Source organism: Pseudomonas sp. HY7a-MNA-CIBAN-0227, assembly GCF_040310325.1.
GTDB lineage: Bacteria > Pseudomonadota > Gammaproteobacteria > Pseudomonadales > Pseudomonadaceae > Aquipseudomonas.
Window position 1 is genome coordinate 199,374 of sequence record NZ_JBEOPT010000010.1, and the last position, 16,960, is coordinate 216,333.

Consider the following 16,960-nt stretch of genomic DNA (forward strand, 5'->3'; position numbering starts at 1 on the left):
TTGTTTTGACTGAACATCCAGGAAACCTGATGCCCCGTTCGCTTCTTCGCCTGTCTGCACTATTGATGGCCCTGGGCCTGAGTGCCTGCGATGACGCCCCGCCCCCAGCTTTTATAGAGTTCACTCAGGCCGAGCCGGGGGAAGCGCGGGCCGGTGGCAGCACCACGGTGAGGAAGTCCGATCAGAACGCGTTCTCCCTGCCGTCGGCCAACCTGTCGCCTACCCGGCGCCTGGACTTCAGTGTCGGTAACAGTTTCTTTCGCAGCCCCTGGGTGATTGCACCGTCCACCACCACAGCACGGGATGGCCTGGGGCCGCTGTTCAATACCAATGCCTGCCAGAACTGCCATATCAAGGATGGCCGTGGCCACCCGCCGCCGACCGATGCGGTCAATGCCGTGTCGATGCTGGTGCGCCTGTCGATCCCCAACTCGCCACCGTACGCCAAGGTCATCGAGCAACTGGGGATTGTTCCCGAACCTATCTACGGCGGGCAGCTGCAAGACATGGCCGTGCCCGGTGTCACACCAGAGGGCAAGGTGCGGGTCGACTACACACCGATAAATGTCAGTTTCAAGGACGGCACCGTGGTCGAACTGCGCAAGCCCATTCTGCAGATCACCCAACTGGGCTACGGACCGATGCACCCGGACACGCGGTTTTCCGCGAGGGTTGCACCGCCAATGATTGGCCTGGGGTTGCTGGAAGCCATCTCCGACGCCGACATCCTGCAAAACGCTGGGGAACAGGCGGATAAAAACGGCGTGATAGGCCGGCCAAACTGGGTCTGGGACGACGCCCTGCAAAAAACCGTCCTCGGCCGATTTGGCTGGAAAGCCGGACAACCCAACCTCAATCAACAAAATGTTCACGCGTTCTCTGGTGATATGGGCCTGACCACCCGCCTGAGACCGTTCGATGACTGCACCGAGGCGCAGACCGCCTGCAAACAGGCGCCCAACGGCAACGGCACGCAGGACGAGCCGGAAGTCAGTGATAACATCCTGCGCCTGGTCTTGTTCTACACCCGCAACCTGGCTGTGCCGGCCCGCCGTGACGTTGAGTCGGCGCAGGTGCTGGCCGGGAAAAACCTGTTTTATCAGGCCGGTTGCCAGTCGTGCCACACGCCCAAGTTCACCACGACGAGCAATGCCGCTGAACCTGAACTGGCCAATCAAGTGATTCGCCCCTACAGCGATTTGCTGCTGCACGACATGGGCGACGGCCTCGCCGACAACCGTACCGAATTTCGGGCCAGTGGCCGCGACTGGCGCACGCCGCCGTTGTGGGGCATCGGCCTGACGCAAACCGTCAGTGGTCATACCCAGTTCTTGCATGACGGCCGCGCCCGCAACCTGCTTGAAGCCGTGCTGTGGCACGGCGGTGAAGCACAGGCGGCGCAGCAGCATGTGCTGTCTTTTAACGCCGAACAGCGCGCCGCGTTGCTCACGTTCCTGAATTCTCTATAAGCTTTGCCCCACTTACAGAAGGGAGCTCGACATGTTCCGTCCCAAGTTGTTGTTCACCAGCCTTGCCGCCCTTGCCCTCGGCGCCTGTTCGCCCCAGGACCCGCAAGCGGTGACCTCGGCGGCCATCGCCAAGCAAGTGATCCTGCCGACTTACAGCCGCTGGGTCGATGCTGACCGGCAACTGGCCGTCAGCGCCCTGGCTTACTGTCAGGGTAAAGAGTCCCTGGAGACCGCTCGTGCCGACTTCCTCCACGCGCAAAAAGCCTGGGCCCAGTTGCAACCGCTGCTGATCGGTCCATTGGCCGAAGGCAATCGCGCGTGGCAGGTGCAGTTCTGGCCAGACAAGAAAAACCTGGTAGGCCGTCAGGTGGAACAACTGGTCACCGCCCAGCCGCAAATTGATGCTGGCGCCCTGGCCAAGTCCAGCGTGGTGGTGCAAGGCCTCTCGGCCTACGAATACATCCTCTACGACGCCAAGATCGATCTGGCCGATGACGCGCAGAAAGCCCGTTATTGCCCCTTGCTGACCGCCATCGGCGAACGGCAGAAACTCCTCGCCGAAGAGATCCTGTCGAGCTGGAACAGCACCGATGGGATGCTGGCGCAGATGACCAAGTTTCCTAACCAGCGCTACGCCGATTCCCACGAAGCCATCGCTGCCCTGTTGCAGGTGCAAGTGACCGCCCTGGACACCCTGAAGAAAAAACTCGGCACGCCCATGGGCCGCCAGACCAAGGGTATCCCACAGCCGTTCCAGGCCGATGCCTGGCGCAGCCAGTCGTCCCTGCAGAGCCTGGAGGCCAGCCTCGCAGCGGCCCAGACTGTGTGGGTTGGCGTCGACAACAAAGGCCTGCGCGGCCTGTTGCCGGCCGATCAGAAGCCTTTGGCCGACAAGATCGACGCCGCCTATGCCGCGTCCTTGAAACTGTTCGCCAGCAACCAGCGCTCGCTGAATGAATTGCTGGCCGATGACGCCGGGCGCCAGCAACTCAACAACATCTATGACAGCCTCAACGTCGTCCACCGCCTGCACGAAGGCGAACTGGCCAAGGCGCTGGGCATCCAACTGGGCTTTAACGCCAACGACGGTGACTGATGATGCTCAGGCGACAGGTTTTGGCCATCGGCAGCGTGCTGCTCAGTGCAATTACCCTGGGTGGCTGGACGCTGTTCAAGCAAAAGGGTAAAGGCCCGCTGCTGCTGTCGGCGCGCGATGACAATGATGGCAAGCACTACGCCGTCGGCTATCGCCTGGACGGTAAACAGGTGTTTGCCACCCAAGTGGGCCAGCGCTGCCACGACATCATCAATCACCCGACGCTGCCCATTGCGCTGTTTGTCGCCCGTCGCCCGGGTACCGAAAGCTACCTGATCGACTTGCGTGACGGCGCGCTCCTGCAAACCATCACCTCCAACGCCAATCGCCACTTCTATGGCCACGCGGTCATTCACAAGAGCGGCGACTGGCTGTACGCCACGGAAAACGACACCTCAGATCCCGGTCGCGGCCTGCTCGGCGTGTACAAGTTCGAAGGCGAGCGGTTGGTACACAGCGGCGAGATTTCCACCCATGGCATCGGCCCGCACCAGGTGTCGTGGATGCCCGACGGCGAAACCCTGGTGGTGGCCAACGGTGGTATTCGCACCGAGGCCGAAAGCCGGGTCGAAATGAACCTCAATGCCATGGAGCCGAGCCTGGTACTGATGCAGCGCGACGGCACCCTGCTGAGCAAGGAAACCCTGCCCCAGCAGATGAACAGCGTGCGGCATATGGGGATCGCCAGCGATGGCACCATCCTCGCCGGGCAGCAGTTCATGGGGCCGTCCCATGAGCGTTCCGAGCTGTTGGCAATCAAGCGGCCGGGGCAGCCTTTTGTGGCGTTCCCGGTGGCCGACGAGCAGTTGCAGGCCATGGGGCATTACACCGCCAGCGTCGCCGTGCACAGCGAGCTACGCCTGGTAGCGCTGACGGCTCCACGGGGCAACCGCTTTTTTATCTGGGACATGGACACCGCACAATTGCGCCTGGACGGGCCGTTGCCGGACTGTGCCGGCGTCGGTGCGGTGGCGGACGGGTTTGTTGTGACATCCGGCCAGGGCCGCTGCCGTTTCTACAATTGCCGGCAAGAACAGTTGCTGGCAAAGCCGCTGGAATTGCCGGCAGGGCTCTGGGACAACCATCTGCATTTGATCTGACATCAATACAGGGTCTGTAGGACGTTCTCCACCCCGTGATGGGAACGTTCCTGCCACCTATCTCTGTCAAAATTACCAGTTGGAATCCCCCAAAAAGTCGGTGTAATGTGCCGACTTGTCTGTCTTCGTCTGTCCCAGTTTTTCCAAGGAATCGGAATATGCTGCGCCGTCGCATGCTGATCATGTTGGGTGTCGTCCTGTTAATCGTCCTGCTGCTGGCGGGCTATAAAGCCTTCTCCATTTATCAGCAGGTCCAGGTCTTTTCCGCGCCAAAACCGCCCGTCAACGTGGCGGTGGCGACGGCTGTCGAACAACCATGGCAACAACGCCTGCCGGCAGTGGGCACGCTCAAGGCCTTGCAAGGGGTCAATCTGAGCCTGGAAATTGCTGGCACCGTCAAGGCCGTGCAGTTCGAGTCTGGGCAGAAGGTCAAGGCCGGCCAGCCTCTGGTGCAACTGGACAGTGCGGTGGAAAGCGCCCTCCTGGAAACCGCCCAGGCTGACCTGGGCCTGGCGCAACTGGACTTCGGCCGTGGCAGCCAACTGGTGGGCAGCCAGGCGATCTCCAAGGGCGAATTCGACCGGCTCTCGGCGCAACTGCAAAAAAACAAGGCCACGGTCAACCAGCTCAAGGCGTCACTGGCCAAGAAGCACATCGTCGCGCCGTTCAGCGCCACCATCGGCATTCGTCAGGTGGACGTTGGCGACTACCTGGCCAGCGGTACGGTGATCGCCACATTGCAGGACATCAGCAGCCTGTACGTCGACTTCTACATCCCCGAACAATCGGTACCCAAGGTCGCAGTCGGTCAAAGCGTCCAGGTGGAAGTTTCGGCCTGGCCAATCCCGATAGCAAATTGCTGCCGGGCATGTTCACCAGCCTGCAGGTACTGCTGCAGGACCCCGCGCCGCAGATCGTGGTGCCGGAGAGTGCGATTACCTACACCCTTTACGGCAACTCGGTGTACGTCGTAGCCCAGAAAAAGGCCGAAGACGGCACGCTGGAGAAGGATGCCAATGGCCAGCCAGTGCTGATCGCCGAGCGGCGGTTTGTCGAGACCGGTGAGCGTCGCGGTGGCCTGGCCCTGGTGGCCAAGGGGCTCAAGGATGGCGAGCAAGTGGTCAGCGCCGGCCAGATCAAACTGGACGCCGGCACCCACATAGCCATCAGCCCGGACAAAAACCTGCCGGCCGATCCTGGCCAGTCTCCACGCGCCGACGGTGCAAGGAACTGAGCCATGAAGTTCACCGACACGTTCATCCGTCGCCCCGTGTTGGCCATGGTGGTCAGCCTGCTGATTGTACTGCTGGGTTTCCAGGCCTACAGCAAGCTGCCGCTGCGCCAGTACCCGTCCATGGAAAACGCCCTGATCACCGTGACCACGGCGTATCCCGGCGCCAATGCCGAAACCATCCAGGGCTATATCACGCAACCGTTGCAGCAAAGCCTGGCGAGCGCCGAAGGCATTGACTACATGACGTCGGTCAGTCGCCAGAACTTCTCGGTGATCTCCATTTATGCCCGCATCGGCTCCAACAGCGACCGGCTGTTCACCGAGTTGCTGGCCAAGGCCAATGAGGTCAAGAATAAACTACCCCAGGACGCCGAAGACCCGGTGCTGAGCAAGGAAGCCGCCGACGCTTCGGCGCTGATGTACATCAGCTTCTCCAGCCAGGAACTGAGCAACCCGCAGATTACCGATTACCTGTCGCGGGTGATCCAGCCCAAACTCGCCACCCTGCCCGGCATGGCCGAAGCCGAGATCCTCGGCAACCAGGTGTTCGCCATGCGCCTGTGGCTAGACCCAGTCAAGCTCGCAGGCTTCGGCTTGAGCGCCAGCGACGTCACCGATGCGGTGCGCCGCTACAACTTCCTCTCCGCTGCCGGCGAGGTGAAGGGCGAGTATGTGGTCACCAGCATCAACGCCAACACCGACCTCAAGTCCGCCGAAGCCTTCGCCGCCATCACCCTGAAAACCGACGGTGACAGCCGCGTGCTGCTCAGCGACGTGGCGCGGGTGGAGATGGGCGCGGAGAACTACAACGCCATCAGTTCCTTTGGCGGCACCCCGTCGGTGTACATCGGCATCAAGGCCACCCCCAGTGCCAACCCGCTGGACGTGATCAAGGAAGTGCGCAAGATCATGCCGGAGCTGGAGTCTCAGCTACCGCCCAACCTCAAGGCGGAAATCGCCTACGACGCCACGCTGTTTATTCAGGCGTCGATCAATGAGGTGGTGAAAACCCTGTTCGAAGCAGTGCTTATCGTAATCGTCGTGGTTTTCCTGTTCCTCGGCGCGCTGCGTTCGGTGGTGATTCCGGTGATCACCATTCCGTTGTCGATGATTGGCGTACTGTTTTTCATGCAACTGATGGGCTACTCGATCAACCTGCTGACGCTGCTGGCAATGGTATTGGCCATCGGCCTGGTGGTGGACGATGCGATCGTGGTGGTGGAGAACATCCATCGGCATATAGAAGAAGGCAAGACACCGCTGGATGCTGCACTAGAGGGCGCCCGGGAAATTGCCCTGCCGGTGGTGTCGATGACCATCACTCTGGCGGCGGTCTATGCGCCGATTGGCTTTCTGGAGGGGCTGACCGGAGCGCTGTTCAAGGAGTTCGCCCTGACCCTGGCCGGTGCGGTGGTGATTTCCGGCATTGTTGCACTGACCCTGTCGCCGATGATGTGCGCGCTGCTGTTGCGCCATGATGAAAACCCCACGGGACTGGCCCATCGCTTGGACCGCACCTTCGAAAGCCTCAAACGGCGCTACCAGAGTGCCCTGCACGGCACCTTGAACACCCGGCCAGTGGTGGTAGTGTTCGCGCTGATCGTGCTCTGCCTGATTCCGGTGTTCCTCAAGTTCACCCAGTCGCAACTGGCCCCCGACGAGGACCAGGGCATCATTTTCATGATAGCCAGCGCCCCGCAGCCGACCAACCTCGATTACCTCAACACTTACACCGATGAGTTCATCAAGATCTTCAAGGAATTCCCGGAGTACTACTCCTCGTTCCAGATCAACGGCTTCAACGGCGTGCAATCAGGCATCGGCGGCTTCCTGCTCAAACCGTGGAACGAGCGCAGCCGCACCCAAATGCAAATCCTGCCCGAAGTGCAGAAACGCCTGGCAGACATTCCCGGCCTACAAGTATTCGGCTTCAACCTGCCCTCCCTCCCCGGCACCGGCGAAGGCTTGCCCTTCGGTTTCATCATCAACACGCCCAACGACTATGAATCCCTGCTGCAAGTGGCCGACAGGGTGAAAAAACGCGCCATGGAGTCGGGCAAGTTTGCCTTTGTCGACATCGACCTGGCCTTCGACAAACCGGAAGTGGTGGTGGATATCGACCGCGCCAAGGCGGCGCAAATGGGTGTATCGATGCAGGACCTGGGCGGCACCCTGGCGACATTGCTGGCAGAGGCGGAAATCAACCGTTTCACCATCGACGGCCGTAGTTACAAGGTGATTGCTCAGGTAGAGCGGGCTTATCGGGACAACCCGCAGTGGCTGAGCAACTACTACGTAAAAAACACCCAAGGCGAACTGTTGCCACTGTCGACCCTGATTACCATCACGGACCGGGCGCGACCGCGCCAACTGAACCAGTTCCAGCAGCTCAACTCGGCACTGATCTCCGGTTTCCCCATTGTCAGCATGGGTGAGGCCATTGAGACCGTACGCCAGATTGCCATTGAAGAAACCCCGCCCGGATACGCCTTCGACTACAGCGGTGCCTCACGCCAGTTCATCCAGGAAGGCAGCGCCCTTTGGGTCACCTTCGCCCTAGCGCTGGCGATCATCTTCCTGGTGCTGGCGGCGCAGTTCGAGAGCTTCCGCGATCCTCTGGTGATTCTGGTGACGGTGCCGCTGTCGATTTGTGGGGCATTGATTCCGCTGTTCCTTGGCTGGTCGAGCATGAATATCTATACCCAGGTGGGGTTGGTGACCTTGATCGGGTTGATCAGCAAGCACGGGATTTTGATCGTCGAATTCGCCAACCAGTTACGCAAGGACAAGGGGCTTACAGCACGGGAAGCGGTGGAAGAAGCCGCGGCGATTCGCTTGCGGCCGGTATTGATGACTACGGCGGCGATGGTGTTTGGCATGGTGCCGCTGATCTTCGCCACCGGGGCGGGGGCGGTAAGCCGGTATGACATCGGGATGGTAATTGCGACGGGGATGTCGATTGGGACGTTGTTTACGTTGTTTGTGTTGCCGTGTGTTTATACGTTGCTGGCTAAGGCGGATGAGGTCTGAGACGCCGCCCTTTTTGGGGGCCAATCCGCTTTCTGTAGGCTTGCCTGCGATGGGTTTACAGGCACCACGTTCATCCAGAAAACCCGCGTCATCGTTAACGGCCATCGCAGGCAAGCCAGCACCTACAGGGATCCGCGTTTGCTTTTCACCACTCAGGTCGGCTACCAGGCCGCCGTGCTTTTGCTTTTGATCTTGATCTAAGGCGCCCCGTTAACCACGATGGCTGAACGCAGGCATTGATCCGTGGGTAAACCGGCAGGACGCCAGTTTAGCCGCGCTAGGCCAAGGATGGCCCATCGCGGCGGCCCACGGAGCAATGCCGGAGTGAAGGCATGCCGAGCCACAGCGAGGCACCAAGTGGTGGGGCAAGAGCCTTTGGTTACTTTGGGCTTTTCAAAGTGACACGCCGTAAGGGCGTAACCCTAAGCCGCCGTCACCCAAAAAATGGATATATACCCCAAACCCCAACCGCAACCCGAAAAAAAAGGCCTCGCAAAACGAGACCTTTCATATGGGTTTCAATGAATTCAACGCTATGGCCTCATCCCTTGTGAAAGCCCGAACATAAACAGCAACAACTGATGATCAGGCTGAACCACGGCATTCACCTTGGCGATCCGCGGCAACGGGCACTGCCCGCCACCCTGCACCGCACTGAGGATCTCTGTACGCGGCATCTCCCAGGAAGCCAGGGCCAGGGATGCAATCCCCAACGCCCCCAACAGAAATAAACCTCGTGCTATTTCTAGCTTCATTACGTTAAACCTTTGATAGCGCTGCCAAACGCCGTCTCGTAAAAGTAGCTGAGTTTTTGCCAGTCGGAAGCGTTCCACGACGAATGGCGACGTAATTGCAGCATGTCATGGGAGGCCGCCTGCCGAGCGGTCATACGCTGGCGGCATTTCTCGAAATCCAGCAACGCCACTTCGACATTGGCCGCGTCGCCCTCACCCGTGACCTTGACAAAAATGTGCTTGATGTAGAGGCACCCATGCTGCCAGCGGCCTTTGTGCATACGTACCAAGGTGCCAGCGAGCTCCTGAAGCAGGCGCTCATGCACCAACTCGCCGTACTGTTCGCGGCCACCAGCGGCGTACCAGTTTTCGATTTCGTCGAAACCCTCCAGGGCTGCCGTCACCAACAAGGCCTTCCATTGATGCTTTGGATCACGGCGTGCTTCGCAGAACACCAGCTCCGGCACCCGCACATCCAGCAAACGCAGACCCTTGAGGGCATCACGCTCGCGTAACACGGTAGGGCGTCCAAAAGGATGCAGCCAGCTGCGGTAGATATGACCGGTCTGGCGCTTGCTATACAGCAAACGGCCATTGGTCCCAACCACGCGTTGCACGCCACTTTCACCGCCACGGCGACGATTGGGTTCCTCGACCCATTCACCCTTCTGGCGCCAGAAATAATCAAATCGCTCCTCGGGAGCTACTTCACTACCTGCTACACACTCAACTGCCATCCTGTTACCTCTTACGCAATACATACACTCGCCACATGGCGTAGAGCGGAATGAAGTCCAAATGTTCCTGAACCCGGAAACCGGCTTGTTCGAACTCAGCCTCAACAGTAGCAGCCGGTAACACAAACCGATTTTGGTAACCTTCCTGCTCACCCTTATTGCGACGCCGTACCTCGGAACGCTTGCGCTTCCAGGCCTTGAAGTTGCCATCCACCCACAGCGAAATAATCACGCTGTCACGGGTAACACGCTGAAACTCCCGCAATATCGCCATCCGGTGCTCGGGATCACCAATGTGGTGCATCAGGCGCATGCAAAAAATGCTGTCGACGGCGTTGTCTGGCAAATCAATATCAAAGGCAGATGTCTGCAAGGGCCGTACCCGTTTCACCACCTCGGCCGGTTGGGCCACTGCGGCAATCTTCAACATCGCTTCAGAATTGTCGGCACCGATAATCACGCGATTGGGTTTTTCCGCCAACAATGGCCAGAAACGCCCGGCGCCACACGGCAGGTCCAGCACCAGGCCAGGCTCGCCCGCCATGGCCAGCGCACCGCGTGCCAATTGCTCATCGCGTTTGTGGGACAGTCGACGAGCCAGATTGTCCTGATGCTTGAGCAAATAATTCTGCGCATGCTGCTCATCGTACTTTTCGGAAAATTCAAGCTTGATTGGGGTAACCATCAACGGGTCTCCTGTACTGATGCCTACGACCTTAAGCGGCGGCGTGTCATCCTCAGGTCAACCCTTTGTGAAAAAAACGTTCCGTCTAACGGTAAAACATTACAAAGTTTTACAGGTAAAAGCCATGGCATGGGGCCATCTTCGCCGAACAGGCTGAAATCTGCCCCTGAGAATAGGGGCAGGAAAGGGATCAGGATTTGACCGAACTCAACTCAACGTGGAACCGGCAGCCATTGGGTTCCATGGTGCTGAGGCTGACGGTCCAACCCTGGTTTTCGCAGATCCGCTGAACCAGCGACAAGCCCAGCCCGAGGCCTTCGCCGCGCTTCTCGTTACCGCGCACAAAGGGCTCAAACATCGCTTCGCGCTTGTCTTCAGGAATACCCACGCCAGTGTCTTCCACTACGAACCCTGTGGGTTCCAGGGTCAGGCGGATAAAACCCTGTTCGGTGTAATGCAGGGCATTGCGCAGTAGGTTGCCCATGACCGCATGCAGGAACGTGGCGTTGTAGCGAGTACTTAGGGGATTGCCCGGCAGGTAGAACAATTCAATGCCTTTGCCCTCGATGGGATCGCGCCAGATTCCCAACAGATCCTCGGCCACCTGCGTGAGGCCGACTTGGGGCGACATGCTGGCGTCTTCCCGTTGGGCACGGGCCAGCATCAGGAACGTCTGCACCAGTTCGCTCATATCTTCACAGGCACGGGCAATACGCTCGACCTGATTGCGAGCGCGGGAATCAATGGCCGGGTTCTCCAATAGCAACTCACAGGAACTGGCCAGCACCATCAATGGCGTGCGCAATTCGTGGCTGACATCGCTGGTAAACATCCGCTCCCGGGTGAGCGCCTGCCGCAGGCGGCCGAGGGTGGCGTCAAACGCCACTGCCAACTCCCCCACTTCATCAGCGGCATAATCCGGGGCCAATGGCGGCGCCAAGCCAAGCAATTGGTCACGATGACGAACCTGGCGAGCCAGGCGCACCACCGGTGCCATCACCTTGCGTGCCAGGACCCAGCCAAGAAACACGGCCAGCGCCAGGCTGAGAACAAAGCCTACCAGCACCACGGCAAACAGCACGCGCTCACGCTCTTCGAAGTCGCTCTGGTCTTGCAGCAGGACATAACGGCGGCCGTCAACGATCTCGACCATGGCGTGATACGACAGCTGTTCGCGAAACACCTCATGAAAACCCGAGTCCAGGTGACGCAAATCCTTGGGCAGTTCAAAATCCCCGTGCCCACCGCTGAAATAGAACAACTGGTCCGGCTCGGGCCGATGCCGCCAATCTTCAAGGCTGTCCATCAGCAGCAGCCGTTGCAGATCGCCACCCAACCCCGCTGAAATCAGCTTTTCTTCCACCAGGTGCACGGTGGCGATGATGCCCATGGCGAAGGCCCCTGCCACCAGCGCGCTCATCAGCGCAAAGGCAATGATGATCCGCTGAGAAAGGCTTTGCTTAAACTCCATCTCGGCCCTCAACCAGGCGATAACCCACACCGTGCACCGTTTGCAGCAGCGGTTTGGCGAACGGTTTGTCGATAACCTGACGCAATTGGTGAACATGGCTGCGCAAGCTGTCGCTGTCTGGGCAATCGTCGCCCCACAAGGCTTCTTCGAGAATTTCTCGACGCAACACATGAGGGCTTTTCTGCATCAACACCGCCAGTAACTTCAGGCCCACCGGGTTGAGCTTGAGCAGTCGCCCTTCGCGGGTTACCTCCAGTGTGTCGAGGTCGTAGGCCAGGTCGCCCACTTGCAGGGCGCGACGACCGCCACCTTGGGCTCGGCGTAGCACCGCCTCGATACGTGCCGCCAGCTCCGACAGGGCGAACGGTTTGAGCAGGTAGTCATCGGCACCAGACTTGAAGCCTTGAAGCCGGTCATCCAACTGGTCGCGGGCCGTCAACATGATCACCGGCGTGTCGCGACGGGCGTCTTCGCGCAGGCGTTTGCACAGGGTGTAGCCATCAATGCCTGGCAGCATGATGTCGAGGACGATCAAGTCGTAATGCTCGGTAGCGGCCAGGTGCAGGCCCGACAAACCGTCCTGCGCACAGTCTACGGTGTAGCCCTTTAGCCCCAGGTAATCGGCCAGGTTGGCCAGAATATCGCGGTTGTCTTCAACCAATAAAATTCGCATGGGCAGTGTCTCCGTACGCGGTAACGGCCGTGTTGGCTCGCGCAGCTTAAGGCCAAGTATGGCCCACGGCTAGACCTGAACGAGCAACTGATTAAGGGTTTCAACCAATTGAATGGATTAACGAGTTTTTCACTATAGGTTCACAAACCGACCACAGTATCAGGCGGAAGATCGCGGCCCATCGATATAAGGAACATGGACATGGGCTTTCCAAAGACAGCGCCAATGCGCTATTTGTTATTGGTGACCGGCGCCTGGCTGGTCATTTTTCTACTGACGCGCGGCGTGCTTCTCATCAGCCACCCGGATGAAGTCGGCGGCAACCTGCTGCCGGTGTTTGGCGTGGGCCTGCTTTACGACCTGGGCTTTCTGGCCTACGCCGCCCTGCCTCTGGGGCTGTATCTGCTGCTGTGCCCACCGGCGTTATGGCGCCGCCGCGGCCATCGCTGGTTTCTGCAAGGCGTGCTGACGGTCAGTTTGTTCGCCATGCTGTTCACGTCGGTGGCGGAATGGCTGTTCTGGGACGAGTTCGGTGTTCGCTTCAACTTTATCGCCGTCGACTACCTGGTGTACTCCAATGAGGTACTGAACAACCTGCTGGAGTCGTACCCGATCGGCAAACTGCTGAGCCTTCTGGCGATGCTGGCAATTGTGTTGAGCCTGGCGTTACGAAAACCGTTCAATACAGCACTCGACTCTCCCCTTCCTGCGATGCGTGGCCGCTTGCTCAATGCGCTGGGTTTACTGGTTATCGCCGGCCTGAGCCTGCAACTGATCAGCCAAGACAACCCGCGTGCACAGGGTGGCAACGCTTACAATAACGAACTGGCAAGCAACGGCCCGTATCAGTTTTTCGCCGCGTTCCGTAACAACGAGCTCGATTACACGCAGTTCTATAAGAGCCTGCCGTCCGATGTCGTCGCCAAGCAATTGCGCGCAGAACTCAGCGAACCCAATGCACGCTTTATCGGCAGCGATCCACTGGATATCCGCCGCGCCATCGACAACCCTGGCACATTGCGCAAACCCAATATCGTACTGGTGACCATCGAAAGCTTCAGTGCCAAATACATGGGCAGCAACGGCGACGGGCGCAACCTGACGCCTAACCTGGACACCCTGCGCCAGCAAAGCCTGTATTTCAACAATTTCTACGCCACCGGCACACGTACCGATCGCGGCCTCGAGGCCATTACCTTGGCCATTCCACCTACGCCAGGGCGCTCGATCGTCAAGCGCATCGGCCGGGAGAGCGGCTTTGCCAGCCTTGGCCAGCAACTCAACGCCATTGGTTACGACAGCGTGTTTGTTTACGGCGGGCGCGGCTACTTCGACAACATGAACGCGTTTTTCAGCGGTAATGGTTATCGGGTGGTAGACCAGAGCAGCGTCGACGAAGCGCAAATCTCCTTCAAGAATGCCTGGGGCATGGCCGACGAAGACCTCTATAAACAGACGTTGAAACTGGCAGACGCCAATTACGCCAAGCAGCAACCATTTCTGCTGCAACTGATGACCACTTCCAACCACCGTCCTTATACCTACCCGGACGGGCGCATCGACATCAAATCGGGCAACGGTCGCGACGGAGCAGTGAAGTACACCGACTACGCCATCGGCCAGTTCCTGGAGGCCGCACGCCAGAAACCGTGGTTCGACAACACGATCTTTATCTTTGTCGCTGACCACACCGCCGGCAGCGCGGGCAAGGAAGACTTGCCTATCAGCAACTACCAGATACCGCTGTTCATCTATGCACCGAAACTGATCGAGGCCCGTGAAAGTGCGCAACTGGCCAGCCAGATCGACATCGCACCGACATTGCTGGGCCTGCTTAACCTGAGTTACGAGTCGACATTCTTTGGCCGCAACCTGCTGCAAAACAACCCGCTGCCGCCCCGCGTGGTGGTGGGCAACTATCAGCACCTGGGCTTGTTTGACGGCAAGGACCTGGCGATTCTCAGCCCCCGCCAAGGCCTGCGTCGCCATGACCAGGCCCTGGGTGAGAGCCAAGAATCACGCGTGGGCAGCGATGACCCGCTGATTCAGCGGGCCATCACCTACTACCAGGCCGCCAGTTATGACTTCAAACATCAATTACTAAGCTGGAAGGGCCCCAAGGACGCGGACCCCCAGTTAAGCACACGCTAACCAAAATGCTCCGGGCAGGTCAGCCCGGAGCTTTCAATACCAGGGTTTGCTATGTCTTCAACCGTTTTGCGCCCAGCTTCCAAGCCTCTCAATTTTTGGCTGTACCTGGGAGTGCCCGCCGCTGCGGCGGTGATTTTGCTGCTGCTGGAACTGACGTCACTGGACATGAGCCTGGCCAAACTGTTTTACAGCGCAGCAGACGGCGGTTTTATTGGCCGGTACAGTTTTTTCCTTGAAGACATCCTCCACGACCGCGCCAAACAACTGGTCATCCTGTTCTCGGTGCTGGCCATTCTGGGCTTTGTTGGCGCGCTCATTCTTGAGCGACTAAAACCCTACCGACGCGAACTAGGCTGCCTGGTACTGTCTCTGGGCCTGTCCACCTCATTCGTTTCCCCGCTGAAAGTGGTCACCGCAGTGCAGTGCCCCTGGAGCCTCCAGGAGTTTGGCGGCAAGGAAACCTACAGCGCACTGCTGAGCGCCCGACCGCAAACCGACAAGCCCGGGCGCTGCTGGCCTGGAGGTCACGCGGCCACGGGGTTTACCTTGTTTGCCCTGTTCTTTGTGTTACGCGATCGCCGACCACGCCTGGCACGCAAGGCGCTTATCCTGGCATTCGGGTTGGGGGCAGTGCTCTCCATCAGTCGAATGATGCAAGGGGCGCACTTCTTTTCCCATAACGTCTGGACAGCGATCTTTTGCTGGCTGATCTGCTTGGGGACGTATTACTTCTTGCTGTATCAGCGTGGAGAAAAGGCCGAGCAAGTGATTCAGGGAAAGGTCGTGAGAACGACTTGAGGCCAACAGATCGTCGATATGTCGTCCTGCTGACGTCCACATAACGGGCCATTAAACCCTCAGCCATAAAAAAGCCCCGCCTGCATCACTGCAGGCGGGGCTTTTCAGTATCGGGGTAAGGCTGGCTTACATCATGCCGCCCATGCCACCCATACCGCCCATGTCTGGCATACCGCCGCCAGCTGGTTGGTCATTCGGAGCTTCAGCAATCATGGCTTCGGTGGTCAGCATCAAGCCGCCAATGGACGCCGCAGCCTGCAGAGCAGAGCGAGTCACTTTGGTAGGGTCAAGGATGCCCATCTCGATCATGTCGCCGTATTCACCGGTCGCAGCGTTGTAACCGAAGTTACCCGAACCCTGCTTGACCTTGTCCACTACTACGCTTGGCTCGTCACCGGAGTTGGCAACGATCTGACGCAGTGGAGATTCGATTGCGCGACGCAGTACAGCAATACCTACGTCCTGATCAGCGTTCTCGCCTTTCAGATCGCTGATAGCTTGCAGAGCGCGAATCAGCGCTACGCCACCGCCAGGTACCACGCCTTCTTCAACGGCTGCACGGGTAGCGTGCAGGGCGTCTTCAACGCGGGCTTTCTTCTCTTTCATTTCGACTTCGGAACCAGCGCCAACCTTGATCACTGCAACGCCGCCGGACAGTTTGGCCAGACGTTCTTGCAGTTTTTCACGGTCGTAGTCGGAAGTGGTATCAGCCACTTGCGAACGGATCTGGGTCACACGGGCCTGGATGTCAGCTTCAACACCAGCGCCGTCGATGATGGTGGTGTTTTCCTTGGACAGGATCACACGCTTGGCATTACCCAGGTGTTCCAGGGTAGTGCTTTCCAGGCTCAGGCCGATCTCTTCGGAGATAACGGTACCGCCAGTCAGGACAGCGATGTCCTGCAGCATGGCCTTGCGACGGTCGCCAAAGCCTGGGGCTTTGACGGCAGCAACTTTAACGATGCCGCGCATGTTGTTCACAACCAGAGTCGCCAGGGCTTCGCCTTCAACGTCTTCGGCCACGATCAGCAGTGGACGGCCGGCTTTGGCAACGGCTTCCAGCACTGGCAGCATTTCGCGGATGTTCGAGATCTTTTTGTCGACCAGCAGGATCAGCGGACCGTCGAGCTCGGCAACCATGGTGTCCGGCTTGTTGATGAAGTACGGGGACAGGTAGCCACGGTCGAACTGCATGCCTTCAACAACCGACAGTTCGTTTTCCAGGCCCGAGCCTTCTTCAACGGTGATCACGCCTTCTTTACCGACTTTTTCCATGGCTTCGGCAATGATGTCGCCGATGGAGCTGTCGGAGTTGGCCGAGATGGTGCCGACCTGAGCGATAGCCTTGGTGTCAGCGCATGGCTTGGACAGGGACTTCAGCTCTTTGACAATGGCGATGGTCGCCTTGTCGATGCCGCGCTTGAGGTCCATCGGGTTCATGCCGGCAGCGACGGCTTTCAGGCCTTCGTTGACGATCGATTGAGCCAGGACAGTAGCGGTGGTGGTGCCGTCGCCTGCGTCATCGTTGGCACGGGAGGCAACGTCTTTGACCAGTTGAGCTCCCATGTTTTCGAAGCGATCTTTCAGCTCGATTTCCTTGGCAACGGAAACGCCGTCCTTGGTGATGGTCGGAGCGCCGAAGCTCTTCTCGATGATCACGTTACGGCCTTTAGGGCCCAGGGTCGCTTTTACTGCGTCAGCCAGGACGTTGACACCGGCGAGCATTTTCTTACGGGCGGAATCGCCGAATTTAACTTCTTTAGCAGCCATGATCGATATTCC

At 58.9% G+C, this 16,960-nt stretch carries 12 protein-coding genes and 1 pseudogene; 7 read left to right on the forward strand and 6 right to left on the reverse strand.

Going from position 1 to position 16,960, the window contains the following annotated elements; all coding sequences use genetic code 11:
* Positions 1-29: 29 nt before the first annotated feature.
* The 5 genes and pseudogenes from AAEZ06_RS18270 to AAEZ06_RS18290 all read left to right on the forward strand — a co-directional run bounded on the left by AAEZ06_RS18270 (position 30) and on the right by AAEZ06_RS18290 (position 7,929).
* Entirely contained in the window at positions 30-1,469 is a 1,440-nt protein-coding gene (locus AAEZ06_RS18270; protein WP_350615475.1) for a di-heme oxidoreductase family protein, read from the forward strand.
* 31 nt (positions 1,470-1,500) lie between these two features.
* Positions 1,501-2,565: an imelysin family protein gene (locus AAEZ06_RS18275; RefSeq protein ID WP_149411926.1), complete on the forward strand. Its 1,065-nt coding sequence runs from the start codon at positions 1,501-1,503 to the stop codon at positions 2,563-2,565.
* Between the two features lie 2 nt (positions 2,566-2,567).
* Complete coding sequence (locus tag AAEZ06_RS18280) at positions 2,568-3,665, forward strand: DUF1513 domain-containing protein (protein ID WP_350615489.1); 1,098 nt, start codon at positions 2,568-2,570, stop codon at positions 3,663-3,665.
* A 158-nt stretch (positions 3,666-3,823) separates the two neighbouring features.
* Positions 3,824-4,899: pseudogene (locus tag AAEZ06_RS18285) on the forward strand (efflux RND transporter periplasmic adaptor subunit).
* Positions 4,900-4,902: 3 nt separating this feature from the next.
* Positions 4,903-7,929, forward strand: coding sequence for a multidrug efflux RND transporter permease subunit (locus AAEZ06_RS18290; RefSeq protein WP_149411924.1), 3,027 nt, complete (start codon positions 4,903-4,905; stop codon positions 7,927-7,929).
* A gap of 533 nt (positions 7,930-8,462) precedes the next feature.
* On the opposite strand, the gene AAEZ06_RS18295 is transcribed toward AAEZ06_RS18290, so the two are convergent.
* The 5 genes from AAEZ06_RS18295 to colR form a co-directional block, all read right to left on the reverse strand.
* Positions 8,463-8,684 (reverse strand): hypothetical protein, encoded by a 222-nt coding sequence (locus AAEZ06_RS18295; protein ID WP_149411923.1) that lies wholly within the window; start codon positions 8,682-8,684, stop codon positions 8,463-8,465.
* The gene (locus AAEZ06_RS18300) at positions 8,684-9,400 is read right to left on the reverse strand and encodes a lipopolysaccharide kinase InaA family protein (protein ID WP_350615476.1); all 717 of its coding nucleotides are present in this window, start codon (positions 9,398-9,400) and stop codon (positions 8,684-8,686) included. Before AAEZ06_RS18300 ends, AAEZ06_RS18295 begins: the two co-directional genes overlap by 1 nt.
* 4 nt (positions 9,401-9,404) lie before the next feature.
* The gene (locus AAEZ06_RS18305; protein ID WP_149411921.1) at positions 9,405-10,085 is read right to left on the reverse strand and encodes a class I SAM-dependent methyltransferase; all 681 of its coding nucleotides are present in this window, start codon (positions 10,083-10,085) and stop codon (positions 9,405-9,407) included.
* 190 nt (positions 10,086-10,275) lie between these two features.
* Entirely contained in the window at positions 10,276-11,556 is a 1,281-nt protein-coding gene (locus AAEZ06_RS18310; protein WP_149411920.1) for a sensor histidine kinase, read from the reverse strand.
* Positions 11,546-12,229 (reverse strand): two-component system response regulator ColR, encoded by a 684-nt coding sequence (gene colR / locus AAEZ06_RS18315; protein WP_133099640.1) that lies wholly within the window; start codon positions 12,227-12,229, stop codon positions 11,546-11,548. Before colR ends, AAEZ06_RS18310 begins: the two co-directional genes overlap by 11 nt.
* Positions 12,230-12,430: 201 nt before the next feature.
* Here colR and AAEZ06_RS18320 point away from each other — a divergent pair, with 201 nt between their 5' ends.
* Both AAEZ06_RS18320 and AAEZ06_RS18325 read left to right on the forward strand, forming a co-directional pair.
* Positions 12,431-14,380, forward strand: coding sequence for an LTA synthase family protein (locus AAEZ06_RS18320; protein ID WP_350615477.1), 1,950 nt, complete (start codon positions 12,431-12,433; stop codon positions 14,378-14,380).
* A gap of 51 nt (positions 14,381-14,431) precedes the next feature.
* On the forward strand, positions 14,432-15,178 hold the full coding sequence (locus AAEZ06_RS18325) for a phosphatase PAP2 family protein (RefSeq protein ID WP_149411918.1): 747 nt from the start codon (positions 14,432-14,434) through the stop codon (positions 15,176-15,178).
* 126 nt (positions 15,179-15,304) lie between these two features.
* On the opposite strand, the gene groL is transcribed toward AAEZ06_RS18325, so the two are convergent.
* Positions 15,305-16,948: a chaperonin GroEL gene (gene groL, locus AAEZ06_RS18330; protein WP_133099644.1), complete on the reverse strand. Its 1,644-nt coding sequence runs from the start codon at positions 16,946-16,948 to the stop codon at positions 15,305-15,307.
* Positions 16,949-16,960 lie beyond the last annotated feature (12 nt).

Excerpts from the sequence above, each read along its gene's own strand:
- AAEZ06_RS18300 (WP_350615476.1), bottom strand. The coding sequence starts at position 9,400 with ATGGCAGTTGAGTGTGTAGCAGGTAGTGAAGTAGCTCCCGAGGAGCGA.
- colR (WP_133099640.1), bottom strand. The coding sequence starts at position 12,229 with ATGCGAATTTTATTGGTTGAAGACAACCGCGATATTCTGGCCAACCTG.
- AAEZ06_RS18275 (WP_149411926.1), top strand. The coding sequence starts at position 1,501 with ATGTTCCGTCCCAAGTTGTTGTTCACCAGCCTTGCCGCCCTTGCCCTC.
- AAEZ06_RS18290 (WP_149411924.1), top strand. The coding sequence starts at position 4,903 with ATGAAGTTCACCGACACGTTCATCCGTCGCCCCGTGTTGGCCATGGTG.
- AAEZ06_RS18270 (WP_350615475.1), top strand. The coding sequence starts at position 30 with ATGCCCCGTTCGCTTCTTCGCCTGTCTGCACTATTGATGGCCCTGGGC.
- AAEZ06_RS18295 (WP_149411923.1), bottom strand. The coding sequence starts at position 8,684 with ATGAAGCTAGAAATAGCACGAGGTTTATTTCTGTTGGGGGCGTTGGGG.
- AAEZ06_RS18320 (WP_350615477.1), top strand. The coding sequence starts at position 12,431 with ATGGGCTTTCCAAAGACAGCGCCAATGCGCTATTTGTTATTGGTGACC.
- AAEZ06_RS18280 (WP_350615489.1), top strand. The coding sequence starts at position 2,568 with ATGCTCAGGCGACAGGTTTTGGCCATCGGCAGCGTGCTGCTCAGTGCA.
- groL (WP_133099644.1), bottom strand. The coding sequence starts at position 16,948 with ATGGCTGCTAAAGAAGTTAAATTCGGCGATTCCGCCCGTAAGAAAATG.
- AAEZ06_RS18325 (WP_149411918.1), top strand. The coding sequence starts at position 14,432 with ATGTCTTCAACCGTTTTGCGCCCAGCTTCCAAGCCTCTCAATTTTTGG.
- AAEZ06_RS18305 (WP_149411921.1), bottom strand. The coding sequence starts at position 10,085 with ATGGTTACCCCAATCAAGCTTGAATTTTCCGAAAAGTACGATGAGCAG.
- AAEZ06_RS18310 (WP_149411920.1), bottom strand. The coding sequence starts at position 11,556 with ATGGAGTTTAAGCAAAGCCTTTCTCAGCGGATCATCATTGCCTTTGCG.